The sequence below is a fragment of the Gemmata obscuriglobus genome (assembly GCF_008065095.1).
GTDB lineage: Bacteria > Planctomycetota > Planctomycetia > Gemmatales > Gemmataceae > Gemmata > Gemmata obscuriglobus.
In genome coordinates this window covers 7,818,730-7,843,477 of sequence record NZ_CP042911.1, presented here as the reverse complement: position 1 = coordinate 7,843,477, position 24,748 = coordinate 7,818,730, and the positions used below count along the sequence as shown (strand labels likewise).

General features: G+C 68.8%; 29 protein-coding genes and 3 pseudogenes. 25 read left to right on the top strand and 7 right to left on the bottom strand.

Annotation, left to right across the window (positions count from 1 at the left end):
• Window positions 1-45 precede the first annotated feature (45 nt).
• The 11 genes from GobsT_RS32555 (at window position 46) to GobsT_RS32505 (ending at window position 7,846) form a co-directional block, all read left to right on the top strand.
• A complete protein-coding gene (locus GobsT_RS32555) occupies window positions 46-675 on the top strand; it encodes a hypothetical protein (protein ID WP_010037114.1) in 630 nt (209 codons plus the stop codon).
• Between the two features lie 102 nt (window positions 676-777).
• The gene (locus tag GobsT_RS32550) at window positions 778-1,257 is read left to right on the top strand and encodes a hypothetical protein (RefSeq protein ID WP_010037115.1); all 480 of its coding nucleotides are present in this window, start codon (window positions 778-780) and stop codon (window positions 1,255-1,257) included.
• Window positions 1,258-1,290: 33 nt separating this feature from the next.
• Window positions 1,291-1,791, top strand: a complete 501-nt coding sequence (locus tag GobsT_RS32545; protein WP_148087959.1) for a hypothetical protein — start codon at window positions 1,291-1,293, stop codon at window positions 1,789-1,791.
• 98 nt (window positions 1,792-1,889) lie between these two features.
• A complete protein-coding gene (locus GobsT_RS32540; protein ID WP_010037120.1) occupies window positions 1,890-2,126 on the top strand; it encodes a hypothetical protein in 237 nt (78 codons plus the stop codon).
• A gap of 63 nt (window positions 2,127-2,189) precedes the next feature.
• Window positions 2,190-2,636: a hypothetical protein gene (locus GobsT_RS32535; RefSeq protein ID WP_010037123.1), complete on the top strand. Its 447-nt coding sequence runs from the start codon at window positions 2,190-2,192 to the stop codon at window positions 2,634-2,636.
• A gap of 68 nt (window positions 2,637-2,704) precedes the next feature.
• Window positions 2,705-3,004: a hypothetical protein gene (locus GobsT_RS32530; RefSeq protein ID WP_010037126.1), complete on the top strand. Its 300-nt coding sequence runs from the start codon at window positions 2,705-2,707 to the stop codon at window positions 3,002-3,004.
• 147 nt (window positions 3,005-3,151) lie between these two features.
• On the top strand, window positions 3,152-3,634 hold the full coding sequence (locus GobsT_RS32525) for a hypothetical protein (RefSeq protein WP_033198019.1): 483 nt from the start codon (window positions 3,152-3,154) through the stop codon (window positions 3,632-3,634).
• Between the two features lie 119 nt (window positions 3,635-3,753).
• Complete coding sequence (locus GobsT_RS32520; RefSeq protein WP_148087958.1) at window positions 3,754-4,104, top strand: hypothetical protein; 351 nt, start codon at window positions 3,754-3,756, stop codon at window positions 4,102-4,104.
• Between the two features lie 307 nt (window positions 4,105-4,411).
• Entirely contained in the window at window positions 4,412-4,915 is a 504-nt protein-coding gene (locus GobsT_RS32515) for a GspE/PulE/PilB domain-containing protein (RefSeq protein ID WP_010037130.1), read from the top strand.
• Between the two features lie 1,036 nt (window positions 4,916-5,951).
• Window positions 5,952-6,254, top strand: a complete 303-nt coding sequence (locus GobsT_RS32510; RefSeq protein ID WP_148087957.1) for a hypothetical protein — start codon at window positions 5,952-5,954, stop codon at window positions 6,252-6,254.
• A gap of 188 nt (window positions 6,255-6,442) precedes the next feature.
• Window positions 6,443-7,846 carry an IS701 family transposase gene (locus tag GobsT_RS32505; RefSeq protein WP_010037133.1) on the top strand — a complete coding sequence of 468 codons (1,404 nt, stop codon included), beginning with the start codon at window positions 6,443-6,445 and terminating at the stop codon, window positions 7,844-7,846.
• Here GobsT_RS32505 and GobsT_RS41315 read toward each other — a convergent pair.
• The 4 genes and pseudogenes from GobsT_RS41315 to GobsT_RS32490 all read right to left on the bottom strand — a co-directional run bounded on the left by GobsT_RS41315 (window position 7,781) and on the right by GobsT_RS32490 (window position 9,722).
• A complete protein-coding gene (locus GobsT_RS41315) occupies window positions 7,781-7,945 on the bottom strand; it encodes an H-X9-DG-CTERM domain-containing protein (RefSeq protein ID WP_417936394.1) in 165 nt (54 codons plus the stop codon). The two genes, GobsT_RS32505 and GobsT_RS41315, sit on opposite strands and share 66 nt — an antisense overlap.
• Window positions 7,946-8,177: 232 nt before the next feature.
• Window positions 8,178-8,711: pseudogene (locus GobsT_RS41310) on the bottom strand (type II secretion system protein); the annotation flags it as partial.
• A 46-nt stretch (window positions 8,712-8,757) separates the two neighbouring features.
• Window positions 8,758-9,204 (bottom strand): hypothetical protein, encoded by a 447-nt coding sequence (locus tag GobsT_RS32495; protein WP_010037136.1) that lies wholly within the window; start codon window positions 9,202-9,204, stop codon window positions 8,758-8,760.
• A gap of 107 nt (window positions 9,205-9,311) precedes the next feature.
• Window positions 9,312-9,722, bottom strand: a complete 411-nt coding sequence (locus GobsT_RS32490) for a hypothetical protein (protein WP_010037138.1) — start codon at window positions 9,720-9,722, stop codon at window positions 9,312-9,314.
• A gap of 182 nt (window positions 9,723-9,904) precedes the next feature.
• Here GobsT_RS32490 and GobsT_RS32485 point away from each other — a divergent pair, with 182 nt between their 5' ends.
• Entirely contained in the window at window positions 9,905-11,338 is a 1,434-nt protein-coding gene (locus GobsT_RS32485) for a transposase (protein WP_162097345.1), read from the top strand.
• 2 nt (window positions 11,339-11,340) lie between these two features.
• On the opposite strand, the gene GobsT_RS32480 is transcribed toward GobsT_RS32485, so the two are convergent.
• The 3 genes from GobsT_RS32480 to GobsT_RS32470 all read right to left on the bottom strand — a co-directional run bounded on the left by GobsT_RS32480 (window position 11,341) and on the right by GobsT_RS32470 (window position 12,834).
• Window positions 11,341-11,925, bottom strand: a complete 585-nt coding sequence (locus GobsT_RS32480; protein ID WP_010037140.1) for a hypothetical protein — start codon at window positions 11,923-11,925, stop codon at window positions 11,341-11,343.
• An 86-nt stretch (window positions 11,926-12,011) separates the two neighbouring features.
• The gene (locus GobsT_RS32475; protein WP_010037141.1) at window positions 12,012-12,281 is read right to left on the bottom strand and encodes a hypothetical protein; all 270 of its coding nucleotides are present in this window, start codon (window positions 12,279-12,281) and stop codon (window positions 12,012-12,014) included.
• Window positions 12,282-12,396: 115 nt separating this feature from the next.
• The gene (locus GobsT_RS32470) at window positions 12,397-12,834 is read right to left on the bottom strand and encodes a DUF1573 domain-containing protein (protein ID WP_010037148.1); all 438 of its coding nucleotides are present in this window, start codon (window positions 12,832-12,834) and stop codon (window positions 12,397-12,399) included.
• Window positions 12,835-13,149: 315 nt separating this feature from the next.
• Between GobsT_RS32470 and GobsT_RS38420 the strand changes: the two genes are divergently transcribed.
• From GobsT_RS38420 to GobsT_RS32410, 13 genes and pseudogenes are all read left to right on the top strand, one after another.
• Window positions 13,150-13,440 (top strand): hypothetical protein, encoded by a 291-nt coding sequence (locus tag GobsT_RS38420; protein WP_010037150.1) that lies wholly within the window; start codon window positions 13,150-13,152, stop codon window positions 13,438-13,440.
• 171 nt (window positions 13,441-13,611) lie between these two features.
• Window positions 13,612-14,274, top strand: coding sequence for a TIGR02996 domain-containing protein (locus GobsT_RS32460; RefSeq protein ID WP_010037152.1), 663 nt, complete (start codon window positions 13,612-13,614; stop codon window positions 14,272-14,274).
• A gap of 65 nt (window positions 14,275-14,339) precedes the next feature.
• A complete protein-coding gene (locus GobsT_RS32455; protein WP_010037154.1) occupies window positions 14,340-14,897 on the top strand; it encodes a TIGR02996 domain-containing protein in 558 nt (185 codons plus the stop codon).
• A 44-nt stretch (window positions 14,898-14,941) separates the two neighbouring features.
• Window positions 14,942-15,577, top strand: coding sequence for a TIGR02996 domain-containing protein (locus GobsT_RS32450; protein ID WP_010037156.1), 636 nt, complete (start codon window positions 14,942-14,944; stop codon window positions 15,575-15,577).
• A gap of 110 nt (window positions 15,578-15,687) precedes the next feature.
• Entirely contained in the window at window positions 15,688-16,131 is a 444-nt protein-coding gene (gene dtd / locus GobsT_RS32445) for a D-aminoacyl-tRNA deacylase (protein ID WP_010037159.1), read from the top strand.
• A gap of 12 nt (window positions 16,132-16,143) precedes the next feature.
• Window positions 16,144-17,346, top strand: coding sequence for a branched-chain amino acid ABC transporter substrate-binding protein (locus tag GobsT_RS32440; protein WP_010037165.1), 1,203 nt, complete (start codon window positions 16,144-16,146; stop codon window positions 17,344-17,346).
• A gap of 183 nt (window positions 17,347-17,529) precedes the next feature.
• Window positions 17,530-18,804: a branched-chain amino acid ABC transporter substrate-binding protein gene (locus GobsT_RS32435; RefSeq protein ID WP_157506624.1), complete on the top strand. Its 1,275-nt coding sequence runs from the start codon at window positions 17,530-17,532 to the stop codon at window positions 18,802-18,804.
• A gap of 95 nt (window positions 18,805-18,899) precedes the next feature.
• Entirely contained in the window at window positions 18,900-19,850 is a 951-nt protein-coding gene (locus GobsT_RS32430; protein ID WP_010037168.1) for a branched-chain amino acid ABC transporter permease, read from the top strand.
• Window positions 19,847-20,989 carry a branched-chain amino acid ABC transporter permease gene (locus GobsT_RS32425; protein WP_010037171.1) on the top strand — a complete coding sequence of 381 codons (1,143 nt, stop codon included), beginning with the start codon at window positions 19,847-19,849 and terminating at the stop codon, window positions 20,987-20,989. Before GobsT_RS32430 ends, GobsT_RS32425 begins: the two co-directional genes overlap by 4 nt.
• Before the next feature lie 95 nt (window positions 20,990-21,084).
• A pseudogene (locus tag GobsT_RS41305) lies at window positions 21,085-21,498 on the top strand (ATP-binding cassette domain-containing protein); the annotation flags it as partial.
• A 198-nt stretch (window positions 21,499-21,696) separates the two neighbouring features.
• Window positions 21,697-22,242: pseudogene (locus tag GobsT_RS41300) on the top strand (ABC transporter ATP-binding protein); the annotation flags it as partial.
• Window positions 22,239-22,958 carry an ABC transporter ATP-binding protein gene (locus GobsT_RS32415; RefSeq protein WP_010037175.1) on the top strand — a complete coding sequence of 240 codons (720 nt, stop codon included), beginning with the start codon at window positions 22,239-22,241 and terminating at the stop codon, window positions 22,956-22,958. The pseudogene GobsT_RS41300 and the gene GobsT_RS32415, both read left to right, overlap by 4 nt.
• A 400-nt stretch (window positions 22,959-23,358) precedes the next feature.
• On the top strand, window positions 23,359-24,675 hold the full coding sequence (locus tag GobsT_RS32410) for a peptidylprolyl isomerase (protein WP_010037178.1): 1,317 nt from the start codon (window positions 23,359-23,361) through the stop codon (window positions 24,673-24,675).
• The last annotated feature ends 73 nt before the right edge of the window (window positions 24,676-24,748 follow it).

Here is a 24,748-nt window from a genome sequence, read left to right as displayed (position 1 = left end):
CGTAAAGCCGGTGAAGGTGTTGTTCGGCCACAGAAGGGGTCCGGTATGAAACGCTGGTGTGTGGGACTCTTCTGCGCCATCGTCCTGGCGGTGGTCGGCGGGTGCCGCCGGTCGCCGACCGCGCCAACCGATTCAGGGGCGCCCGCCCGAGTCGTCCGCGTCGCGCCGGCCAAGCTGCTGACCGGAGAGCTCGGCCGCCTCTCCCCTCACCTTGACCTGACGGCGACCGGCTGCCTCCGTCTCGACGCCCCCGACGAGGACCTCTTTTTCGGCTTCGAGCCCGAACTCTGGGAGATGGGAAAGCCGCGTACTCTGGGCTCGTCGAAGTCGCGGGTGCGCGGGCCGAGTGAGGTGTCGTTCTCCATTCGGGAGGCACACGACTCCAAAGGGGGCCGAGTGTACCGGCTGGTGACGGCGGTGGCTACGCCGTCCGGTCAGGGGGCCTCGCACTCCTACACGGCTGCCGTCCCGGAAGTGTCGGACATGGGGCAAATGAGCCGCGCGGTGGACCTGGCCGAGCCACGGGAGTTGGCGGAAGGCGAGGTGGTACCGGTGTGGGCGTTCGTGGTCCGCACGGACGGGCGAATGGACGGAGAGCCGCTGGAAGAGGCGGTGAAGAAGGCCCGTTGGGCACTGGTCGTCAAAGCTCGCTGGGAGCGGCCCGAAAACCGGTAGATGCCGGCCCAGGTGCGGCCCTGACACCGCGGGCGGATTCGGGGCGCGCCGCGGTGCAGGTGATGGCGGTGCCGGTCAAGGTTGTTCTTCGGTGGAGGCGCAGTGGACTGGCCACGGGTTTATCGTCCGCGGCGCGACCAGGGGTGGCTGGTCGTGAGTATCGCCGCCGTTGTGCTGATCGTCGGCTTGGGCGCCGGCCTCCGCGGGCACCCGGGCGACGCGGTCGGCGTGTGTTGCTTCCCCCCGTTTGCGGTGGCGGTGGCCCTGCTCGGCGTCGCCCACCTGCGGACACGGGTGGAGGTCGGCCCCGACGGCGTCTCCAGGCGGCCCCGGCTTGTGGGCGGGTTCGTCCTCCGGTGGGCGGCGGTCGAGTGGTGGTCCGTGGTGGACCTCCGCCGGGAGGACGACGCCGACACGTTCAGCGACCGGGCGGTGCGGTTCGCGGTCGGGTGGCGGCGGTTCGAGGTGCGGGAGTCGGAGGTGTACTGGCCGGGGTTCGAGCCGTTCCTGGCGGACGTGCGGGCCTGGGCCGGGGGCCGCGAGCGCCCCGAACCCGGCACGGCACCGGGCACCGCCGGCTGATTCGGCGCCGCGGTGCAGTTGATGGCGGGGTCGGTGAGTGGTAAGTTCGGCGCCAGCAAGGAAGCACGTATGGTTGCAAACTCGGTGATGCGATTCGCTCGCGTGATGCTCTGCGGCGGCGCGCTCGTTTGGACGGCGGGCTGTGCCTTCCAAACTGATCGTGATATGACCGCGCTCGACGCGCTGATGAGGGAGCAGCAACTGAGGAACAACAGCGCCGAGACCACGGTATGGGTTCACAACCGAACCGGGGTGCCGATCCAAGAATTCGGGATGAAGTGTAAGTCGGTGGATCGTCCGGACAAACGCCGCTCGTATGCCACAAACTGGACGCGGAAGGCCACCATCGAAGGGGAACCGCTGGAGGTTTGGAGCGAGAGGTATCCCGAGCCGCTCGTTCTGGAAACACTCAAGGTGCGGTTCGGCGACGGCGGATGGCACGAATACCAACTCGGCCATCGTTGCCAACCGGGTGACAAGATAACATTGGTGGTCGAGACCGAAGAGCGCGTACTGATCAGGGCCAAGGAATAGCGCCGCGCCCGGGGCGGCGCCGGCGGATTGGTGACGCACCGCTCATCCGGTGATGGCGGTGCCGTGAGCTTGATGTCCTGTGGGAGAGGGCGACCCGCGTGAGCGAAGCCGAGCAACAGATCCTCCGTCTGCTGACCGAGATCCGTGACGCGCAGCGGGAGGAGTTGGCCTACCGGCGGCGGGTGTTGGACGAGTCGTTCGACCTCCAGAAGAAGTCCGTCGCCCTCCAGAAGGGGGCCGTCCGGGCGCAGCGGGCGTACATGTGGGTCGTGATCGTCGGTGTCACGCTCGTGGTCGCGCTGATGGCGCTGGTGAAACTGCTGACCGGGCCGTAGGTCGCCGAGACCGACCCCGGCGGTGCCGGTGGGCTGAATCTTCGGCGAGCGGAGGCTACCGGCGTGCGGTCCCTGTTGCGGCAGTTGCGAGAGGCGTTCCCGGACGCACCGCTCCCTCCGCGTCCGATCACTGAGCACCGGTGCCCGGAGTGCGACGCGGCCGACGTGTTGCTCGGGGGGCAGCCGTGGCCGGAGGTGGCCGCCGGTTTTCCCAGGGAATGTCACCACGCGTTCCCGCTGCTCACCCCGGCCGCCCAGCGGTACTACCTGCCGGCGTTCATGCTGTCGGCATTCGGGTCCAATGGCATGCAGGTCGACTCATTGGAGGCGGCGCTGACCGGCGGTGAGTTCGCCCCCCAATCCTTCACCCAAGACCAGCGGTCTGCGATCGGGCGATGGGTGGTCGAGTACTGGGGCAGTTGGATGGGGTGGGAGGAACCGCCCCCACAACTCGCCGCGTGGTGGGCCGAGGCCGGGGGAAGCCGGGCCGAACCCGGCAACGCCGGCTGATTGGTGACGCATCGCTCATGGGTGATGGCAGTGCAGGTGAGGTTGTTGTTCGGCAAGCAGAGGGCGCGATGTTTGTTCCTGTGCCTCCGCCGCCGGAAGCCGCGCGCGCCGGGGAGGGGCGCTCGGCACCCGTGCGGCGCGGGACGCGGGCCGGAGCGGCGGTCGCGGCTTACCGCCGTGCGCGGTGGTGGGCCACCCGCGTGATGGGGCTGTCGTTCCCGTTCGTGCTCGGGGAGGCGTGCGTCGCACCGCTTTCGGGCCGTGGCGGCTGGCTCGTAGGCATCGGAGCCGCGGTGCTGTTCTGTGCATTCTTTTGGGCCTTCTGGATCGGTTGCGCGGTCACCGCCGCGTGGTGCCGGAGGGACTGACCGTGCGGGCCGTCGGGTGCGAGGCGTCGGCCGCGTGTAAGGCCGAGCCGAACCCGGCGTGGCCCCCGGCGCCGCCGCTGATTCGGGGCGCACCGCTCAGCCGATGGTGGCGGGTGAGCGGGTTGTTCGGCGAGCGGAGGGCGTGACGTGATTCGAATCGCGATCCGTGGGTACGCTTGCGTCTGCTCCCCGGGGCCGCACGAGGACCCGTGTCAGGTGGTGACCGACCCCGACATCCTGAGCACGCTCGACGGCCTCGTCGCCGACGACGAGACGTTCACCGACTACCTCGGGCCGGGCGGCCTCCACCCGACGCCGGAGGAGCTGGAACTGGCCGCGGTGCTCGAGCCCGGCGGGGTCATCACCTTCGGGCACCGCGCCGGCGAGCCGTTACTGACCGCCACGACCGAGTACCGGTCGCCGCGGCCGCTCGCGCCGGCCGAGTTGCGGGCGCTGGTCGAGTACACGATGGGGCAGTGGTCGGACGGGATCGGGGACAACCTGTTTCAGAACTCCATCCACCCCGTGTACAGCCTCGAGTGCCTGTGGTCCCGAGAGGTCGTGCTGAGCCGCTGCCCGGGCGCCCACGTCGGGGCCGAGTACCCGACCGTTGAGGTCACCGAGGAGTAGAGGCACGCCGAACCCGGTGCCGCACCGGACCCTCCCTGCACGTGGTCTGTTCCTCCTTGCCCTCACGCGTTCGTGTCGCGGCCGGGCCGGTGAGCGTGTCGTTCGGCGGAGGGAACAAGGTGGGTGAACGCGTCGCGCCAGAACCGGACCACGCCGGCCTCCTGCGCCCGTTCCTGTCGAGCCGGTGGCGGTCCCGATACGACGCCCTCCGGCCCGGCTCGACCCGCCGGGCGGAACTGTTCAACAGGCTGGCCCTTCGGTACGCCGAACTGCTCGACTGGCGGTACGCCGCGCCCCGCGGCGCTCGCGGCGTTGGAAAGGGCGTTGCGAGGGCAGGGGGGCGGCGGACCTGTGCGACTGCCTGTGCGGCCCAGACGAGCTGGTGGGTTCTCAGCGCTTATTGCGCCTTGGCAGCCGAGCGCCGGCGGCCGTTCCAGTTAGTCGAGGTAAAAGAGCGCTGTGGCGAGTAGGCCGAACTGGCCGCGGTGGTATACGGGTCGGCGGCGCGGGCTCCGCGGAGCCGCGTCGTGCCGAGCCCGGCACCGTATGCCGTGATCGCAGAGAAAGACGAAACTACGGCCACAAAAAGGCACAACGGGCACAAAAGGGAACCGGAGACAGATAGTCAATTGAATCAGTCCTCTGCCTTCGGCTCCCTTTTGCGCCCGTTGTGCCTTTTTGTGGCTAATATCCTGGCTATCAGATGATCCCCACGCTGATCCGGCGCCGGGGCGCACAGCACATCGCGGAACAAGAGGCCACGGGGCGCCGGCCGGCGTGCCCGCCCGCTCCCCGCCGCTCGCAGTCGTCCAACTGATCCCCGAATCGGTCGCACGCGCGCACACCGTACTGGCCGTGCGACTCGACGGCCGCACCGTTCACGTCGCCACCGCCTACCCGTCGGACGTCCTGCTCCGGGACAAGCTGTCGTTCCTCCTGAACAAGTACATCGCGTTCGCGCAGTACCCGCGGGACGAGATCCGGGACGCCATCGACCGGCTGTACGGCCGGACGGAAACGGAATCGGTCGAGCCTGCGCACCGAGCCGGCGATCGAGGTGGGCACCGAGATCGACCCGACGCGCAAGCGCCAGGAGGCGGAGCAGGAGGTGCGTGCCGGACCGACGAGCGGCAGCGGGCGCACCTGGGGCGGCTCAAGGAGCTGGGCGTGGACCTGACCGCCCTGCTGACGCAGGGGCGCGCCGACCGGGTGATCGAGCTGCGGGGCGGCCAGGGGGTGAGCCCGCACCTGCACCTCGACGGTACCGACGCGGACGCGTGACGGCGGCGTGATACCGGGGGCGGTCGTTTCCGGTTGGCGGCCCGGGCCAACCGCGGCGATGTGCGCCGCGGCGCCGGGCCAATAAGCGGTGCGGGCACGGAACGTTCGACAACGACCGCCTGCCGTGGCCGGGGCGATCGGGACTCGGGACATGCGCGGCCGCGGGTCGTCAGGCACGCGAGCCAAGCGACGCTGGACGGGCTCGTGACGGGGCCACGGTTACGAACGCGACGGCGAACATGGACGGGCGGAAGGGGTACGGCGGGTTGCCCCAGGCCGATCGGACCCATGAGCCGGCTCGTTGCGCGCCGGCCAACCGCGGGTGGGTCCGGGATGACGACGGGGACGGGGCTCGTGAGACGCGCACCAACACCACGGAAGGCGCCGGGACCGGGCTCCGTAACTTCTTGCGCCTGTTCCGCCGCGTGAGTAAGTGGTTCCTGTCCCAGTATGTCGCCCAGTTCCAATGGAGACATAACCTCAGGGTCGCTACCGCCACGCATTCACGAATGATCCGAGCTAGCCGGTTGAGGACGAGGTACGAACGCAAAAAGGGATGGCGGCGGATGTTTACTGGACTTCGCAGAGGACAAAACAATTATATGCTTGTTTTCCGTCGGCCCATGATCCTTCGACTTCGATCCGGAGACTTCCTCGAAACTCTGGCTTGCTGCATAAATCCAAGCAAATCGAAAGCAAAACCGTTTGCTCTTCTCCTCCCTCTTGCACCTGTTGGGTGACCGCCAAACAGGTGCAACTTACGCTCGGCGGCGCGAGTCGCCCGGACTGGTTCTGTACGACCGGCACTCTCAGCAAGCCTTTTGCGGTTCCGCCAGCCTTAACCACCCCGAGGTGGAGCTCCGCAGGGGGATGCGGTCCCCCGATCGTGGAGGGGCTCGTCAGTCCGACGCCGGTCGTCAGGGCCGCGGCCGAGAGCGAGAATACCGCCGCGGCTGCGAGGAACCGGGGACTCGCGGGCCGGGGCCGGGGTTTCAGTGCGGCCAGTGCGACCAGGGCCAACCCGTCGAACGCGGCCATGGCCGCCGGTGCGATCCGGGCGGCCCCAAAGCAGGCGCACGTCGCCTCCCCGGCGGCCGCCTTCGCCGAGGCGACAACAAAGAAGACGGTGAACATGGCGGCCGCCGCTCCCCGGGCCGTGGCGGGGGCCGCTCCCGCGGCCAGCCAGGTCCCGACGCAGAGTTCGGCCGTCACGGCCCCTGCCCAAACGGCCCGTCCGCCATACGGCCCGAACCCGGCGTGCCCTTGCCAGGCCGACACGAGCTTCAAGACGGCCGCTGTAACCAGGACGGCCCCAAGGACCACCGCGACGCACCGGTAGGCCCGCTCTGTCGTCCCGCCGCGGTCCAACATCGTAGTCATTCCAGTACGACGGTTTCCCCGCCGGCTCGGGTCGAAAGGGCGTTCATAATGGGGCGGCTGTTGTACGTTAGCACTACAGCGCTAAAATCCGTAAGTGCTGTGGTTATTTGGACTAAAACATCCTCTGCCCCACCGTGGAGGGATGCGATGACGGAAGTTCAACTGGAGGCGCTGGGACCGGCGCTGGCGACGTTCCTGGAGGGTTTCCGAGCCCACTTCCGATCGGCCCCGACGTTCGAGCACCTGCGCACGTACTCCCGCGGGTTGCTGTCGGACCTGCCGCGGAAGACGGCCGAACCGGTGGCCCTGGCCGCGGGCACCCCGGTGCGGACCCTCCAGGAGTTCCTCCGGGACCACCGGTGGGACCACGTGGCCCTGGGCGACGACCTGCACAAGCGGATCGCCCGCACGTTGTCCACGCAACCGGGCGATGAGACCGGCACGGTCGGGCTCATCGACGAGACCAGTGCCCTCAAGAAGGGGGACCGGACGCCCGGGGTGGCCCGCCAGTACTTGGGGTGCGTGGGCAAGGTGGACAACGGCATCGTGACCGTGCACCTGGGCGTCGCCCGGGGCTCGTACCGGACCCTCCTGGACGCCGACCTGTACCTGCCGGCCGACTGGTCCGCGGACCGCCCCCGGTGCCAGGCCGCGGGTCTTCCCGACGACGTGGCCCACCGGCCCAAGTGGCGCATGGCCCTGGAACAGGTGGACCGGGCCCGGACCAATGGGGTGCACCTGGACTGGCTCACGTTCGACAGCGAGTACGGTAAGAGTCCCGAGTTCCTGCGGGGCCTGGGCGAACGCCGGCAACCGTTCGTGGGTGACGTGCCGTCCACGTTCTCGTGCCGGGTGGCGGCTCGATCCGGGGCCCAACCGACCCCCGGGGTGAAGGGCCAAGAGGCCCGGGACGTGGTCCGCCAGGCGGGCGCATTCCGGTCCCAGGAGTGGCAGATCCTGCGGCTGTCCCGGGCCACCGCCGAGGACCAGGTGTGGCGCGTCAAGCGGGCCCGGGTGTGGGCCTCGGGGGCGGACGGTTGGTCGGCCGGCACGTACTGGTTGGTGTGGGCGTGTAGCGACCACACGGGCGAGGAGAAGTTCCTGGTGTCCAACGCCCCAGCCGAATGCACGGCCGAGGCGCTGGTGCGGGTCGGGTTCCGCCGGGCGGCCGTGGAGCACGTGTTCCGGATCTGTAAATCGGAGCTCGGGTTCACCCACTTCGAGGGCCGCAACTATGTGGCCCTGCGGCGGCACCTGTGCCTGTGCGTGGCCATGCTCGAGTTCGTGGCCGAACACACCCAACAACTGCGGGGGGGAAAATCCCCAGGTGACCGCGGAGCAGGTGTGCCGGGTCCTGGCCCTACTGAGCCGCGAGTGGCTCGAGCGGGCCCGGGAAACGACGACACGGGTCTGGGTGCTGGAGGTCCTCGCGTACCACCAGCGCCGCAACAAGGCCGCCACCGCGTCCAAACAGCGACGCGTCGTTCAGCCACGCACACGCAAAATACCGAGAATGCCAAAACCAAAACGGCCGGCAAAGTCTACAGTTAGGTCAAAGTATCGCTGTAGTGTTAGGAACCGGACCGACCCGTCCGCGAGCAGGAAGTTCGCCCCCCCCCGGGTGGGTGCTCCAGTAGTGGAACATGGCACACGGGTCCGCGGGCACGGCCGGACCGAAGGCGTGCGGGCCGGTCGGACAGTACCAGGTCCCGCGGTCCTTCACGTTCACCTCGGCGACGCCCAACACGGAGTCCAGGGAGCCGGTCCCCAGTTGCCCGTAGCCCGCGTACCACCACCCGAACCAGAAGTCAAAACTGGGCGGCCGCTCCCCGGCGACGAGGGTGTTCGAGGTGCCGTCGATCACGTCTGTCGGCCGAACTTTCGACCCAAGAAACAGGACGCCGTCGAACTCCCGTAAGTCCCGCCCCGAAACTCCGACGTAGCTGGTCAGCCCCACGAGGAGGTCGTTTCGGGTGACCTGCGCCCGGCCGGCCCGGTCGTCCGACGGGCAGGCGAACACGGCAACCGGCTTCGACATCGGGGGGTGGGGCGGGGACCCGAACGGGGACGGGTCGGCCTCGTACGCTTGCCCGGCCTCCCGCCACAACGGGTCGAGTTCCAGATACGGCAGGAGGCGGGCCAGCCAAGTCAGGTTGGGCATTCGGTCTGGAGATCCGGCCGGAGTCAATCCCTGGGGGAAGGCTCCCCGCGCGCCGGCGTGGTTGTGGAGGGCCAGACCCAGTTGTCGGAGGTTGTTGGTGCATCGCGTCCGGGCTGCTGCTTCCCGGACCTTCATAACCGCCGGGACCAGCAGCCCCAGTAGGACGGCAATGATGGCGATCACCACCAGCAGTTCGATGAGGGTGAAGCCGGCGGAACGAAGGAAGTGCGGTCGTCGTCTCGGTGGCCGGACCATCAGAGGGCTCCTGCGGTGCTACGGTCTTACGGCTGCGCCACGGGGGTCACTCGACGGTTCCAGTCAAGCGCACGGTCGTCACCAAACAGCCTGGGATGTCGGTGTAGATCTCGAAATTGCACGAGTAGGGTCCGGGCTCCCACCGCGTACACAATAGTACCAGTTCCAGGTGCCCCCCCGGGGGCACGACGGCCGGCAGCTCGGTGGCCGTTTTTACGCACCCGTCCGGGGTGCAGGTCTCCAACACCCCGACGACGTGGACCGGCTGACCCGAGGTGTTCCCAATCTGGAGTCGAACTTGCCGCGGCTCGGCGCCGGGCCAGCGGCCAAGTTCGACGGCCGCCGGAACGTCGAGGACGGGGGGCGGGGGGGGCGTCGGACCCGTCGGACCCGTCGCCCCGGCGGTGTCCACCGGGCCGGCGCGTAAGAAGAATGCCCCGGCGAGGACGCCAGCAGCAAGTACGAGCAACGCCAGACACACCTTCGTTCGCACGCTAAACCTCCGTGGGTCGTTCGGTTCGAAGAGCGACGGCCTGGCGGTGAACCGCGACTTGGCCCCAGAACAATGACCGTTCTTGAACGCCTGCCCTCAGCAAGCACTCATTTCCGCCTCAAGAAAAAGAGGCCGACCGCCCCAATCCCCAGGCCGCCTGCCAGGAAATACGCCCATGTCCCGAGTCGCCACCTACCGGAACTCGGGGACGGGGACGGGGACGGGGACGGGGGCGGGGGGCTTGGCTCCGGGAGGCCGTAATGGCCCAGGCGGAACGTCTCCTCACCGGCGGTGTCCGCCGGCCGGACCTCCACGAGATCGTACGTGAGCACATCGAAGAACTTGCCGTCGTCGTTTCGAGCCTCCGACCTGAACGTCGAAACGACCGGGGTGTCATACTCGGCGGGCCGGGTGTACTCAAAAGTGGACACGTACTTCAACCGGGGCTTGCCCGGACCGAGGTCGGGCCGCTGGGTGATCTCCCGGATCACCCAGCGGTTATTTCGGTCGAACACCACGCTACATGTGTCTCGTACCCCCGGCCCAGCAGCCTCGGCCCAGTGCTATGCACATCTTGGATTTGTATAACTGATTGCGGATTGCTGATTTAGGGTTTTCACTGCGACGAAATTGGGGTTAACCGAGTGGTCGTGGGACGCGGGGTGGTGCGGGGTCCGCGACCCGGGACATGGAGGTCACCGTGATTCTGCCACCTCATCAGCGCGTCCCACGCTCCCAACCGCACGCGCCCACGGACTTCGCGCGCCAGGTCCTGGAGGGCCTGCCACTGGCCCACGCGTCGCTCGCACTCTTCGCCTATGGCGTTCCCGACCCGGTCCTCGCGGACCTCTACGAGCGACATCGGGGACGCGGCTATGAGGACGTCGTGACCTTCGCCCAACTGGTCACCTGGATCTTCGATGCGCTCATCGAACACCAGGGCTCGGGGCGGCAGGCCCACCTGCGACGCCACCGGCAACCCGACGACGGGTGCCACGAAGCGTTCTACGGCAAGCTCCGGCGCATCCCCCGGGGCCTGAGCGAAGCGTTCCTGCGGGACGTCACCGACCGGTTCACCGCCCTGTTCCCCGAGGTCGTCGCGCACCGCCTTCCGACCTCCTTCGACCGCCTGGAGGTTCTGATCCTCGACGGCAAGAGTCTCAAGAAGGTGGCCAAGCGACTCGTCGACACGCGGGGCACACCGGGCAAGCTCTTGGGCGGAAAACTGCTCGTGGCGTACCGGCCCCGTGACGGGTTGGTGCTCGACATGGCGGCCGATCTCGATGGCGAAACCAACGAGGCCAAACTGATCCCCGATTTGATGCCCCGAGTGCACGCCCGAGGCGGTCCGGCGAAACTGGTGGTCGGGGATCGGTTGTTCTGTGCGTCGAAGCACTTCGCCGAGTTCACCAAGGACAATGGTCATTTCGTGGTGCGGTACGCGCGGACCCTGTCGTTCGAACCCGACCCGAAGCGCCCCGCGGTCACGACCGCGGACCCATCCCAACGAGCCGTGGTCGAAGAATGGGGGTGGGCCGGGAAGCCCAAGGACAAGCTCCGCCGGTACGTCCGGCGGATCACCGTCGCGCGCCCGGTGGGCGAAGCGATTACAATCCTCACGGACCTGCTCGATTCGGCCCCATACCCGGCGACCGATCTGTTGGACCTGTACCGCATCCGGTGGACCATCGAAGGCACGTTCCAAAAGGTGACGGCGATCTTCGCCCTGGGTCGGTTCATCGGTTCGACACCGGAGGCGACCGTGTTTCAGGCGTCGATGTGTTTCGTCCTCGCGAACGTGGTGCAGGTCCTCCAGGGCTATGTGGTTGCGAAGCGGAAGGTGACCATCGACGACCTCTCGACGGCGCAGTTCTGCACGGACTGGCATCGTCAGTTGGCCGCGCTCAAGGAGTTGGTCGAGGTGTCGATGATCGTGTCCCTGATCCCGACGGATCAGACGGCAGAGAGTGTGGGAACGTTGTTGGATCAGTTATTGGGCACGATGTGGAAGCCGGGCTGGGACAAGACACGCAACAAGGCGCCCCGTGCCCACCCGCACGCCGCGAAACAGAAGGGGGCACACACCTCCGTCCAACGGCGTCGACAAGCCCACAAGCCCAACGAGGATCCCTGAACTCAGTTGTGCACAGCACTGGCCTCGGCCGCCGGGGTCGTCAGAGTGACTTTGGTCAGGCCCTGGGACGGGTCGTCGTCGACAACGGAGACAATGTCGGTGCTGTCGGCGGCGATGGCATCGGGCAACCCGGCGTGCAGGAATACCTGCCAGGGCTCGATAGCGAGCAGGTAGCGGTTCGCCAGCATGCGTTGCATCTCCCCGTCGGCAGTCTTCCCCAACCCTTGAAGCGACCAGGGCTTGCCACCCCCGCCCCGGCCGACGATGAAGGTGTAGTCGGGGTTCACTCCGTAGGCGGCCCGAGCGCCCGCGGCCGGCATCGTCTTCTCGGCCTCCACGACCACCCGGGCACCGGCCCCCCTGCGGTAGGTGATGGACTGGCGGAGGATGACCTTGCCGTTGTGGGTGTTAGCGGCGGCATACACCAGATGGGCGGGTTTGGCGTCCTTAACGTTCCGCCAGCCCTCGGCCCGGTCGATCAAAGTGCCTTTGAGATCGCCGCTCTCGCCCGCGGCCGACCGGTTGGCGTGGCCCGCCCAGATGGAAAAGGCGGATAAAAACGCGAGTAGTCGCAGGGGGGTGGTCATCGGGGAGCATTCACTCGGGATTGTTACGGCAGAACAGACGAGTTTGACCCGAGCCACCGGGCGGTGCGCCCGGTGGCTACCAGAGGTTACTGACAGTCGTACACGCCAAGGACTTGGTAACAGGTGCATGAGCCGATGATGTGACCAGTGCACGATTTGCCGACCTGATAGTTGCCGTTCTGGTCGACCCGGCAAGAGGCTAAGAGGCAAGGGGCCGCGTAGTCCTCAACAGGAACGGGAACAGGATCGTCCGCGCGAACGAACCCACCGGCGGCCAAGATGCCGGCGAAGGTTAACATGGCCACCGACAGGGTGCAGAGGGCCTTGGCCGCGATCCGGTTCAGCGTGTTGCTCATCCTCAGACCTCCTCAACCCCACCGCCTGCGCACGATGTTTGCACACGCCCGGGAAGTGCGCGGCTGGAGCAGGGTTGTTCTCAAATAACCTCTTCCCGGGTGTGTTTCCGAGCGGTCAACCGCGGGAAGTTACGCCGACCAGTTTGACCCGCAGTTGCCGAATGTGTTGCTCGTCGGTGAAAAACGCCAGCTTACTGACGAACGGCCCGGGGGCGGCCGGGAAGACCACCTCCACTGGTATCGTGATTGCCCCCCCTGCCGGGATCTCAACGGGAAAGGGGGCATCAACCATCAAGCAGGTGCAGTCCTTGTAAACGCCGAGTACCCGGGCCGGAGCTGGAGAGTCGTTGACAAGTTGCACGCTGACTTTTGCGACGTGCCCCGCTTTGTGCTCGCCGAGATCGAACTCGGGGGTTGTCACGGACAGGCCGGCCGGAGTGCGCTTGCCAGCCACCTGCAACACGCCAGCGACGCCGGCGTATCCGCCCCCGGCCAACAGACCCGTCAAGAGTGCCCATTTGGCAACAACCGCCCATTTCGCGTGCGAAATCATCAAATTAACTCATGTTAATACAAAAATATAACATATCAAAGTAACAACCTATCTATAAATATACACTGCTGGAATCATCCCCTGCGACTTCGTCATTATTAACGCGATGGCGAATGTTAGTCCCGTTCACCCGTGTCTGTCAACGTTTTTTCGTAATTTCCGGCGCTGCACGCTCCGCCGCAAATAACAAAGAATTTACATATCAAAACACTATTAATGCATTTATTGATTGTTGTATAACTAACCAGCCTGCGCCGCTTCGACGGCCGCTGCATGCGATGAACTGCGCGCCGGCGGACCGAGCAGGCGATCGAGGTGGACACCGAGATCGACCTGACGCGCACGCGCCAGGAGGCCGAGCGGACCCAGAAGGAGGCGGAGCGCGCGTCCCAGCGCGAGCAGCGGCGGCGGGACGCGGAGTCGGAGCAGGAGGTGCGGGCCCGGGCCGACGAGCGGCAGCGGGCGCACCTGGGGCGGCTCAAGGAGCTGGGCGTGGACCTGACCGCCCTGCTGACGCAGGGGCGCGCCGACCGGGTGATCGAGCTGCGGGGCGGCCAGGGGGTGAGCCCGCACCTGCACCTCGACGGCACCGACGGGGACGCGTGACGCCCGGAGCGAAATCCGAGTCGACCGCCCGCCCCGCGTGACGCCGAATCGACCACATCGAATGCACGCGGGCCGAGCCGCGTTGTCGGTTGTGCGCGCGCCCGGGAGCGAACCGGTTCGGCGGGGCGCGTGTCCGTCCGGGTGTCCCGTGTCTCACGACCCGGAGCCTTGATGGACGAAGAAGCCGGCTTCCTCGCCGCGATCGGCCTGGCGCCCGCCGAGGACACCACCCGCCTCGCCTACGCCGACTGGCTCGACGAGCAGTCCGACCCGGGGTGCCGGGCGAAGGCGGAGTTCATCCGCCTCGAAACGCGCCTCGCCACCGAACCGGTCGACGATTACCCCGCCCTGACTGCGCACCTCCGGCAACTGGCCGCGGGGCTGAACCCCGACTGGCTGGCGGTCGTCAGTCGCCCGCCGGTCGAGAACTGCCGGGGGCGTCTGGACCAGGAGTGCCCCGGCGCCTGGTCCCGGCTGGTCCCGAGCGAGCTGAACGCCCGGACGTGCGGCTCCTGTCTGAAAACGGTTCACTACGTCCGCTCCCTCGCGGACGCGCAGCCCCACGTGCGCGCCCGGAGCCCGGTCGTCGTCTCACTCGGGGTGGTGCGCGAGCCCGGCGACATCCCGCCGAGCCGGCTGCTCTGGAACGCGTGCTGGGAGCGGCCGGCGCTGCTCGAGCGCAAGCGCCTGTCGCGGAACGGGAACGGGCCGCGGCCGGACCCGCCGCACCCGGGCGCGGAGGAGGCACGCGAACCGCCCCGGCCGGCCCCGCCCCGTCGGCAGAACCGGCGGCCCCGCCGCATCGAACGCGAGAACTGGGAGGAACTGGAATAGCCGCCGCCGAGGGGCGCCCCCAAAGGGCGTCCGTGTTTCTCGAGCCTGAATGCGGAGACGACCCCATGAACGACGAAGCCGGCTTCCTGCGCGCGCTGCTCGACGCTCCGGCCGACGACACCACGCGCCTGGTGCTCGCGGATTGGCTCGACGAGCGCGGCGATCCCGAGAGCCAGACGAAGGCGCACTTCCTGCGGGCCAGCGTGCGACTCGCTGGAACGAACGAGGGAGCGAATCACCCAACGGAACTGCGCGACCTCGCACACGGGCTGCCGCCGGAGTGGGTCGCGGTCGCGAGCAAGGTTCCGGTCGAGCGCTGCGCCGACCCCGCGGCCAAGCCCTCGGGGCGCCCGAACGCCGAAGCCGAGTTCCAGCGGCTCGGGGTGCGGTTCAACTTCATTTGTGACCAGCGGTGGGATGAACTGCGCCCCACCGGGGACGCCCGCGTGCGGCACTGCGAACGGTGCCAGAAGTCCGTCCGCTACTGCGACACCATGGAGGCGGCCCGGGCACAGGCGAAGTTCGGGAACTGCATCGCCGTCAGCCCGGCGGAGGAGCGCGAAACGGGCGACCTGGACATCGCTTCGAAGATGCTCACCCTCGGCGCGCCGGGGCTGATCTGACGCCGCCGGCGCGCCCACGCCGCCACTCAAACGGAGACCTCTCGATGAGCGACGAAGCTGGCTTTCTCGGCAAACTGCTCGAAGCCCCCGCCGACGACACGACGCGGCTCGTGTACGCCGACTGGCTCACCGAGCGGGGCGACCCGGAGAGCGCCGCCAAGGCCCGGTTCCTGCGGCTCACGGTCCGGTTCCGCCAGAGTGGGCGCACCAACGAACACCAGCAGGCCGAGCTGCAACCGCTGGCCGCGGCGCTGCCGCCGGAGTGGCTCGGGGTGGTGAGCAGCCTGAAGGTCGAAGGGTGCCCGGCAAAAGCGCCGGGACCGGCACGTGCCGGTCTCCGCCGCGGCGGTCTGTTCCGGTTCGTGTGCGATCAGGGCTGGGATGAAATGACCCCGACCGGTGAGCCGACCGTCCGGTATTGCGCGCAATGCGGTGAGACCGTTCACTACTGCGATACAATCACGGAAGCGCGGAAGCACGCCGACGAGGGCCACTGTGTCGCGGTCGATCTGGGGATCGTCCGGCGCAAAGACGACCTCGCCCCGCCCCGGCGCATGATGATGATCGGGCGCCCGAGCCCCGAATCGATACGACGGGAAGAAGAGCGCCACAAGCTCGACCCGGTGTCCGAAGCCCGCGAGGCACGCAAGCGACGAGACGCGGCCGACGCCGCGGGCTGAATCCCCGCAGGAAAACGTCCGGAATCTGCCCCGGGGGCGCTGGCGCCGACGCTCCCGGTTGCTAACCTCAACTGCACACCTCTCCCACACCAACCTCACAGGTCGCCGCGATGCGCGCCGTCCTGCAACGTGTACGCCACGCCCGGGTGACCGTCGGCGACGAACCGACCGGCGAAATATCCCGCGGGTGGCTGGTGCTCCTCGGGGTCGGACCCGGCGATACGCAAAAGTCGGTCGACTGGCTGGCCGATAAAGTCGCCAACCTGCGTGCGTTCGAGGACGCCGCCGGCAAGATGAACCTGTCCGTACAGGACGTGAGCGGCGGCGTGCTGGTCGTCAGCCAGTTCACGCTGTACGGCGACTGCCTGAAGGGGCGCCGGCCGAGCTTCACGGGCGCGGCCCCGCCCGCGGTCGCGGAGCCGCTGTACGAGGCGTTCGCGACGGCACTGAAGATGCTCGGGGTGCCGGTCGCGACCGGGCGGTTCTGCGCCGACATGCTGGTGGAACTGGCGAACGACGGCCCGGTGACCTTTGTGCTCGATGTCCCGGTTTGACGGACACTCTCCATGAACCGCCGCGCGTTCCTCGCCGCCGCTGCCGCATCGAGCGCCGCCCCGCTCCTCGCGGCCCAGCCGAAGGATAAGGTCAAGCTCGTGTCGAGCCTGCCGCGGACCGGTAGCGCGAAGGGCCAGACGGACGGCATCGTGAACGCCATCAAGATGGCGATCGCGGACTTCGAGAAGGTCGTGCCGTTCGCCGTGAGTTACGAGGACCTGGACGACGCCACGCCTCAAACGGGGGCGTGGGACACCGATCAGGAGACGGCCAACGCGGAGAAGGCCGTCGCGGACAAGGACGTGGTGGCGTTCATCGGGCCGTACAACTCCGGCGCCGCCCGGGTCTCGGCCCCGATCCTGAACCGCGCCGGGCTGGTGCAGGTCACGCCGTCGGCGTCGTGGCCCGGGCTGACCAAGAGCGCCCCCGGGGCGGACGCGGACGAGCCGGGGCGCTACCGGCCGGGGAAGGAAATCACCTTCTTCCGCGTGTGCCCGCACGACGCCAGCCAGGGGCCGCTGTCGGCCGACTTCGCCGCAAACGATTTGAAGGCGAAGAGCGTGTACGTGCTGAACGACAAGGAGCTGTACGGGGCGTCCGTGGCGGGCGGGTTCAAGACGCGGTGCGAGGCGCTGAAGGTTAAGGTGGCGGGCGACGAGGGCGTCGGCCCGGGCGCGGACTTCCGGGCGCTGGCCAAGCGGATCGGGGCGGCGAACCCGGACGTTGTGTACTTCGGCGGCACCAGCCAGAGCGGCGGCCCGCGGCTCGCACGCGCCCTCCACGCGGAAAAGGTGAACTGCCCGCTCCTGTTCCCGGACGGGTGCTACGAGCCGGCGTTCGTCGAGGCCGTCGGGGCCGACGTGCTGGACGAAATGAAGGTGTTCGTCACCGTCGGCGGGATCGCGCCGGCGCACCTGAAAGGGGCGGGCGCCGCGTTCGTGAAGCGGTACACGGCGAAGTACGGCAAGGCGCCCGAAGCGGTCGCGGTGTACGGGTACGAGGCGGCGGCGGTGGTGCTGGAGGCGCTCCGGACGGCCGGCAAAAAGGACCGCGCGGCGGTGCGCAAAGCCGTCGCCGCCACGAAGGAATTCGACAAGGGCGTGCTGGGCAAGTGGGGCTTCGACGCCGACGGCGACACGACGCTCCAGCCGCTCACCGTGGCGGTGATCGAGAAGAAGGAGTTCCGGGCCGTAAAGGTGCTCGGGACGAAGTGAGCGGCCGCGCCCGTGAGGCGCGGTGCGAGCGGCCGCGAGGGCGGGCCGCAGGGCCGGGGCGGCCGCGGTCCCGGGGATGGCGCTAGACGCGGGCCGGCCGCGAGCCTACATTCTGGCTTGATACGGACCCCGAAACACCACCACAGGTTCACCGAAATGGAAAACCGCGCAGCCGGGCCGAACATGAACCGCCGCAAGTTCCTCGGCGCAGCCGCCGCGGCGGCCGTGCCCGCCCTGGTCACCGGGTGCGGCGGGGGCGGCTCCACCGACGACGGGAAAGGCGGCGGGGGAGGGGGCGGGGCCGCCCCGGGCACCCCGGGCGTGATCCGCATCGTCTCCAGCCTGCCGCGCACCGGCAGCGCCAAGGGGCAAACGAACACGATCGTCAACGGCATCCAGATGGCGATCGAGGACTACGGCGGGAAGGTCGGCGACTTCAAGATCGAGTACTCCGACTGGGACGACGCCACCGCCGCGTCCGGGTCGTGGGACGGCCCGACCGAGAAGGCCAACGCGCAGAAGGCGGTCGCGGACCCGGACGTGATGGCGTACATCGGGCCGTACAACTCGAACGCGGCCAAGGTCAGCATGCCGGAGCTGAACGAGGCCGGCCTGTTGCAGGTCTCGCCGGCCGTCACCTGGCCGGGGCTGACCAAGAAGATCAAGGGCGTCGCCCCGGACGAGCCGGAGAAGTACCGGCCCGCCAAGAAGAAGAACTTCTGCCGCGTGTGCACCACCGACGACCTGCAAGGGCCGCTGGCGGCCGACTTCGCCGCCGAGGTGCTGAAGGCCAAGCGGGTCTACATCCTCAACGACAAGGAGCTGTACGGCGAGGGGCTCGCCAAGCTGTTCCGCCAGCGGTGCGAGGAGCTGAAGCTGGAGATCGTCGGCGACGAGGGCATCAACACCACGAGCATCGAGTTCGGCGGGCTGATGACCAAGATCAAGGGGCTGAACCCGGACCTCGTGTACTTCGGCGGCACCACCCAGAGCAAGGGCGGGCAGGTCGCGAAGGACATGGTCGGCGCGGGGCTGACGTGCCCGATCCTCGCCCCGGACGGGTGCTACGAGCAGGCGTTCATCGACAGCGCCGGGGCCGCGAACCTGAACGGCCGCGCCTACGTGAGCATCGTGGGCCTCGACCCGTCGCAGCTGACCGGCAAGGGGGCCGAGTTCGTCAAGCGGTACAAGGAGAAGTACAAGACGGCCCCGGAGGCGTTCGCGCTGTACGGCTACGAGTGCGCGAAGGTGGTGCTGGAGGCGATCAAGAAGGTGAACAAGAAGGACCGCGAGGCGATCCTGAAGGAAGTGCTCGCGACCAAGAACTTCACCGCCGGGGCGGTGGGCGGGGCCGAGGGCTGGGGCTTCGACAACAACGGCGACACCACCCTGCGGCAGGTGACGATCAGCGTCGTGGAGAACGGCAAGTTCGTGCCCAAGAAGACCGTCACCAAGTAGCCGGCCCGCGGGGCGCGCCCCCGCGGCCGAACGGACCCACGCGCCGGGGGGCGCACGCCCCCCGCCCGCAGAGACCACGCCCGCCACGAGTTCCGATGCTCGACTCGCTCGCCACTGCCCTCGGCCCCGCGTTCTACCAGTACCTGCTCATCGGGCTGGTGACCGGCCTGCTGTACGCGCTCATCGCGCTCGGCTACACGATGGTGTACGGCATCATCGAGCTGATCAACTTCGCCCACGGCGACCTGTTCATGCTGGGCTCGTTCCTGGCGCTCCAGGTCGCCATCTGGGTCGGGGCCGCGACCGCCACCGGCGAGGCCACCGGCGCCGCCGCGCTGCCCACCATCCTACTGATGCTGGTCGCGGCGCCGGTGTTCTGCGCCGGGCTCAACGTGACCGTAGACCGGGTCGTCTACAAGCCGCTGCGGAACGCGCCGAAGCTGGCCCCGCTGGTGTCCGCCATCGGGGTCAGCTTCATTTTCATGAACATCGGCGTGTTCTGGATGGGCACCTACGACCTGAACTTCCCCAAACTGGTCCCGCAGGACAACCTGACCCCCGGCGCCCGGATCGCGCTCAACTACAAGCACATCATGGTGCTCGCGGTGACCCTCCCGGTGATGGTCGCGCTGACCGTGTTCGTGCGGTACACGTCCCTCGGGAAGGCGATGCGGGCGACCGCCCAGAACCCGACCGCGGCCCAGCTCATGGGCATCAACGTGGACCGCGTGATCGCCGCGACGTTCGCGATCGGCGGCGGGCTCGGCGGGGTCGCGGCGGTGGTGTACGGGCTGTACAACAACACCGTCGGCTACATGATGGGGTTCCAGACCGGGCTGTACGCGTTCACCGCGGCGGTGCTCGGCGGGATCGGCAACATCCCCGGGGCGGTGCTCGGCGGCATCATCATCGGCCTCGTCCGCTCGCTCGGCAGCGCCTACGTCGGCGAGCAGTGGAGCGAGGCGCTCATCTTCGCGATCCTGATCGTGATCCTGATTTTCCGGCCCAACGGTATCCTCGGGGCCCGCACGCGGGAGAAGGTATGAGTCTGGTGCGCGGCGCGCTCGGGTACTGGATGGTCGCGGGGTTCGTGCTGCTGGCGGCGGTGCCGTTCCTGCCGTACCGGGACGCCCCGATCTACGGCACCCAGGCCATCCCGGTGCTGTGCTTCGTGATCCTGGCGCTGGGCCTGAACGTGGTGGTCGGGTACACCGGCCTGCTGCACCTCGGGATCGCGGCGTTCTTCGGCATCGGCGCGTACACCGCCGGCGTGCTCACCACCACCGCGTTCCCCTTCGGCTCCAGTTTCGTGGTGGTCGCGGTCGCGTCCGCGCTGGCCGCGGCGGCGGTGGGCGTGGCCACCACCGCGCCCACGCTGCGCTTGCGCGGCGACTACCTGGCGCTGGTCACCCTCGGGTTCGGGCTCATCACCATTTACGTGATCCGCAACCTGGCCGCGATCACCGACGGGACGCAGGGCCTCACGCCGGTGGCGCCGGACTTCTTCCCGGGCATCGACGACCCGGTGCTGCCGAAGTCGCGGCCCGGGTGGAGCAACAGTTGGCGCAAGTACCCGTACCTGTACTACCTGTGCCTCGGCCTCCTGGCGGCGGTGGTGGTCTTCCTGCGGAACCTGGAGCGGAGCCGCCTGGGCCGCGCGTGGGTCGCGCTGCGCGAGGACGAGCTCGCGGCGTCGTGCATGGGGCTCAACCCGGCCCGGCTGAAGCTCTCGGCGATCGCGCTGGGCGCCGGGCTGGCCGGGCTGGCCGGGGCGCTGTTCGCGGTGTCGCAGAACGGCACCACGGAGCCGAAGGCGTACGGGTTCGAGCGGTCCATGATCGCGCTGTGCTGCGTGATCCTCGGCGGGCTCGGCAACCGGCCCGGGGTGATTCTCGGCGTGGTGCTGCTGGTGGGCTACGACCAGATCCTCACCCCGCTGCTGGACAACTGGCTGCAAGCGCAGAAGCTGAACCCGAACGGCAAAGAGTACCTGAAGGTGAGTGGGTGGCGGCTGTGCATCTTCGGGCTGGCGCTCATCCTGATGATGCGGCTGCGCCCCGAAGGGCTGCTCCCGTCCGCGCGCCAGAAGCGCGAGCTGCACCCCGAAAAGGACGAAGCCGCCGGCGAGGCCGCCGCGCGGGCGGAGGTCGAGGGGCACGAGGCCGGCGGGGCCGCCCGCGCGTGAACCGTTTCGGGGCGCGGCGCCCCTTCGCGCCCCTCACCTGATCTCTGGCCGGCTTCCCGACGCTCGATTATTCCTGCCTCCTGCCCCCTGAGCCTATGGCCCTCTTGAAGGTTACGAAGCTGATGATGCGGTTCGGCGGGATCACCGCCGTCAACGGCGTCGATCTGGACATCGAGCGGGGGCACATTTTCTCCGTGATCGGCCCGAACGGCGCCGGGAAGACGACCGTGTTCAACGCGGTCACCGGCATCTACGAGCCGACCGCCGGGGCGATCGAGTTCGAGGGCCGATCGCTCGTCCGGCCGTTCACCTGGCGGGTCGCCGCCGGTGCCGCGCTCACCGGGCTGGCGGTGGGGCTCGTCCTGACGCTGTTCGCGGTGAACGCGGACACGCTCTGGAAGCGGTCGATCCGGGCGGTGGAGGCCGCCCGGCAGGAGAAGATCGGCCTGCGCGTTGTTGAAGAGACCGAAAAGAACGCCGACGCCGACGCCCGGCTCACCGACGCGGAACTGCAAAAGGTCGAGGAGGCCCGGAAGAAGGCGGCGGTCGCGGCGTTCCCGTTCCCGTGGGGCGACGCGGCCCGGGCGGCGCGGGCGCACGTGGCCGACCGGCCGCTCACGGCGGGGCTGGCCTTCGGGCTCGGCACGCTGATCGGGACCGCCGGCGCGCTCGTCACGTGGCGCCGGTCCCGGCGGTCGGCGGACGTGATCTCGCAGAACGGCATCGCCCGCACGTTCCAGAACATCCGGCTGTTCCACTCGATGACGGTGCTGGAGAACGTCCTCGTCGGCATGACGCGCGCGATCCCCGGCAGCCCGGTGCTGGCCGCGTGCGGGGCCGGCGCGGCGCGGCGCGCGGAGTCCGCGGCCGAGCGGCGGGCGGCCGAGCTGCTCGCGTTCGTCGGGCTGGCGGGCAAGCACAACGAGCTGGCCAAGAACCTCCCCTACGGCGACCAGCGGCGGCTGGAGATCGCCCGCGCCCTGGCCACCGCCCCGCGGCTCTTGCTGCTCGACGAGCCCGCCGCGGGCATGAACCCGAGCGAGACCGTCGACCTCATGGGGCTCATCCGCCGCATCCGCGACACCGGGGTGACGGTGCTCCTGATCGAGCACCACATGAACCTCGTCATGGGCATCTCGGACCGCATCGCGGTGCTCAACTTCGGGGTCAAGATCGCCGAGGGCACGCCCGCCGAGATCGCCCGCGACCCCAAAGTCATCGAAGCGTACCTCGGGTCGGAGGAAGTGTCGTGAGTGCCCCGCTGCTCGAAGTGCGCGACCTCGAAGCCGGGTACGGCCCGATCAACGTGCTGCACCGGCTCTCGCTGACGGTGAACCCCGGCGAGATCGTGACCATGATCGGCGCCAACGGCGCCGGCAAGACCACCACCCTCAACGCCGTCTCCGGCGTCGTGAAGACGCGGGCCGGGAGCGTCACGTTCGACGGGAAGCCGCTCGCCGGGGTGCCGGCGCACAACATCGTGCGGCTGGGGCTCGCGCAGTCCCCCGAGGGCCGCAAGATCTTCGCCCGGCTGACGGTGCGCGAGAACCTCGAGATGGGCGCGTTCACCCGCGCCGACGCCGACGGGGTCCGGGCCGACATCAAGAAGGCCTACTCGATGTTCCCGATCCTGGAGAAGCGCCAGGCCCAGCCGGGCGGGCTGCTCTCCGGCGGCGAGCAGCAGATGCTGGCCATCGCCCGCGCGCTCATGTCCCGGCCCAAGCTGCTGCTGCTGGACGAGCCGTCGCTCGGGCTGGCCCCGCAGATCGTGGTGCAGATCTTCGACGTGATCCGCACCCTGAACCGCGAACAGGGGATGTCGGTGCTGCTGGTGGAGCAGAACGCCCGCATGGCGCTGAAGGTGGCGCACCGCGGGTACGTGCTGGAGACGGGCCGCATCACCTGCACCGACCGCGCCGACGTGCTGCTCCACGACCCCCGCATCCGCGAAGCGTACCTGGGCGAGTAGCCCGCGACGACCCGGCGTACCGGCTGCTGTTGGTCGGGGTGAGTCTGCGGGTCCGCGCGTGGCGGATGACCGGAGGCACCGGCCCACCCGTCACCACCTGCGGGGACCGGATCATCACCTTCACACCCAACACCGCCGCGAACACCAAACCAACGGCGCAGGCCCCAGCGGCCACCGCACTACCGAATACGCCGTAGCCGTGGCACAGACGGGAACCTGTCCGTGCCACGAGCAGCAAACGCCGCCAACCGAATCGCGTATCAGAGCGCCGTGCAATCCGGCCCGCCGCCCCTTATTCTTGCCCCGCTCCTCGCGCGCCGAGGGCTCCGCGGGAACGCGAACCGGCCGCGCCACAGCGACCGGTCAGCGAACGGCTTCTTCCACACCGAGAGTACGAGTGATGACGCACCCGTTCCGATGCGCCGTGGTGGTTCTGCTGGGGGCACTGGCCGGCCCGGCCGGCGGCGCCGAGCCCGGCCCGATTCCCGACCGCGTGCGCGAGGAGTGGAAGCTCGACCGCTTTTACCAGAAGTACGCCGACGCCGGGGTGCTGGTGGTCGGCTCGGCGAAGGTGTCCGACCACGCGCTGGCGGAAGCGGCCTGGATCGTCGACCGGATGCTCGACGGGCGAAAAGACATCCTCGACGCGATGCGTAAGAACCGGGTTCGTGTCGTGGTGATGGCCGCGACCGAGTACACCACCGACGTGCCCGAGCACGCGCGCATGAAGCCGAAGCTGTACTGGGACCGCCGCGCCCGCGGGCTGGGCGCGACCCTCGCCAACCCGGCGGTCAGTTGCGGCGAGGAGAACCTGCTGGGCTACGCCGGCGACCCGTACCCGGGCGAGAACATCTTCGTTCACGAGTTCGCCCACGCGATCCACGGCACCGGCTTGAGCACAACCGACCCGACCTTCGACAAGCGGCTCCGGGCGGCCTACCAGGCCGCGCTCGACCGCGGGCTGTGGAAGAACACGTACGCCGCCACCAACCACAGCGAGTACTGGGCCGAAGGGGTGCAGTGCTGGTTCGACGACAACGCCCCGCCGGACGCGCTGCACAACGAGGTGCGCACCCGCAAGAAGCTCACGGACTACGACCCGGCCCTTGCGGCGCTCTGCAAGGAGGTGTTCGGGGACAAGGACTGGCGGTACCAGCGCCCCGCGAAGCGCAAGCCGGAAGACACCAAGCACCTCGCGGGGTACGATCCCAAACGCGCGCCGCGGTTCGAATGGCGCGACGCCCCGCTCGGCGCCCGGCCCCGGGCCACGCTCCAGACCGAACTGGGCGACTTCGATGTCGAACTCGACGCCAGGGCCGCGCCGGAGGCCGCGGCCCTGTTCCTCAAAATCGCGCTCGAGGGCGGCTACCACAGCGGCGCGTTCGACCGCGCCACGCGAACCGGGCAAGCGCCCCCGACCGGAACAATCGGCGCGAGTCCGAACGCCGCGTGGATCGAGCGCACCGCGAAGGGGCCGAAAGTCGAACTCGCGGCGTCGAAGGAGAAGCCCGCGGACGGCACCATTGCGCTGGTGCGCGGCGGAACCGCCCCCGGGGCGTTCGTGGTGTTCGTCGGCGTGCCGCCGGCCGGCGGAACGGGCGACGTGGTCCCGTTCGGAAAGGTAGTCAAGGGCGCGGACGTGGTCGCGAAGCTGCTCGCGGCCGAGCGCGACGGCAAGCTGAACGTGGGCGTCCGCCGGGTGATCCGCGCCGAATAGTCTGTTCCCGGGCACACGCAGTGCCGCGGCGAGTGGCGGCTTTGAATGCGGTCCGCTCGCGGGGCGAGCGGTT